This window comes from Microcoleus sp. B4-C2, from assembly GCF_036705265.1.
Classification (GTDB): Bacteria; Cyanobacteriota; Cyanobacteriia; order Cyanobacteriales; family Microcoleaceae; genus Microcoleus.
In genome coordinates, this window is the sequence record NZ_JAUBUB010000213.1 from 1 (window position 1) to 1,298 (window position 1,298).

A 1,298-nucleotide genomic window follows, 5' to 3' on the forward strand; every position below is an offset into this window, starting at 1 on the left:
ATTAAATCTGGCGCGTGCTCGTCAGCAAATAGCCTAGCCCCACTGGTTTACTCTTTTGACAATTAATCCACCCTGCCAGAACTACCCCCGCAGGGGGTAAGTTCCGATTTAACTAATGCGAATGGGAAGTCCCGCGCTCTACCGAAGGTGAGCGTCGGGATGAAAACGCAGCCCGAAAATAAATTGAGCGACAGCGAATCAATATCGTTTTTTTGTGCGCTATAATTGCCCGAGACCGCGAAGATTTTCTACAAAAGCTATCCCGCAAGATAGTTAACGAAAACCAAGTTATTGCAGTGGAAAATCTCAACATCAAAGGCATGGTAAAGAATCATAATTTAGCTTCATCCATTAGTGACGTTGGCTGGGGTATTTTCTGCACAATGCTCAAGTACAAGTCGGAGAGTGAAGGAAAACAATATGTCGAAATCGATAGATGGTTTCCTAGCTCTAAGACTTGTCATGTATGCCTAAATCGAGTTGATATTCTCACTCTTGATGTTAGAGCATGGAGTTGCCAGAATTGTGGTACTCACCACGATCGTGATGTCAACGCCGCCATCAACATTAGAAATGAAGCCTTGCGGATTTTGGCGTTAGGAACTAGCGCTTCTGCCTGTGGAGGGGATGTAAGTCGATCTGGCAAAACTTCGGTTTTGTTGGACGCGCCGCCCCGTTGAATCAGGAAGCCAGCGCTGTACCACTTAAGTGGTCAGCGTCTGGTAGTTCACCAAAAAAACTGGGTCTGAAGCCCCGTCCTTCGCTTGACGGCTTTTCTTTGACTTTGAGGCTCCTGATTAACTCCCTAAGTACGTCGGTTTTAGTCCTGCCTACAGCTTTGCAATGCTCTTCAAGAATTTTAAATTCAGATTCTTGAATCCGAAAATCTAAACGTTTCTTCATGATATTATCCGGTGTTTTGCTGTACTATGGTATAGCAAGGAGGATAACTCATGTTTGGCTGTCAACAAAACTTAATTAGAGCAGATTCAGAGATTAAGGCAATTCTGGAATACCTGTGTTCTGAATCTGCAAAGCTTTCTAATTGCGGAACTTATTACGCCCGCCAGCTATATTTTAAAACTGGCAAAGTTCCGAATCGCGCTCAGTTACACAAGGTTTTAGGAACAGAAAATCGGAATCGACACTATCAAGCATTTTACTCTGATACTGCTCAGCAAATATTAACGGGCGTAGCAGAATCTTTCAAGTCCTTTCTGGGCAGAAGTGTTGAATGATAGGAAAAGATTGCTAAAATAGGTCTAACAATGTATAATTGCAGAGTTATAAATTATTGA

The 1,298-nt window shown here is 43.0% G+C and carries 2 protein-coding genes and 1 pseudogene; 2 read left to right on the top strand and 1 reads right to left on the bottom strand.

What is annotated here, in order from left to right:
• Window positions 1-224 precede the first annotated feature (224 nt).
• Window positions 225-708: pseudogene (locus QUB20_RS28460) on the top strand (RNA-guided endonuclease TnpB family protein); the annotation flags it as partial.
• On the opposite strand, the gene QUB20_RS28465 reads toward QUB20_RS28460, so the two are convergent.
• Complete coding sequence (locus tag QUB20_RS28465) at window positions 682-903, bottom strand: ribbon-helix-helix protein, CopG family (RefSeq protein ID WP_333291848.1); 222 nt, start codon at window positions 901-903, stop codon at window positions 682-684. The pseudogene QUB20_RS28460 and the gene QUB20_RS28465 sit on opposite strands and share 27 nt — an antisense overlap.
• A gap of 50 nt (window positions 904-953) precedes the next feature.
• Between QUB20_RS28465 and QUB20_RS28470 the strand changes: the two genes are divergently transcribed.
• The gene (locus QUB20_RS28470; RefSeq protein WP_333251559.1) at window positions 954-1,238 is read left to right on the top strand and encodes a hypothetical protein; all 285 of its coding nucleotides are present in this window, start codon (window positions 954-956) and stop codon (window positions 1,236-1,238) included.
• Window positions 1,239-1,298 lie beyond the last annotated feature (60 nt).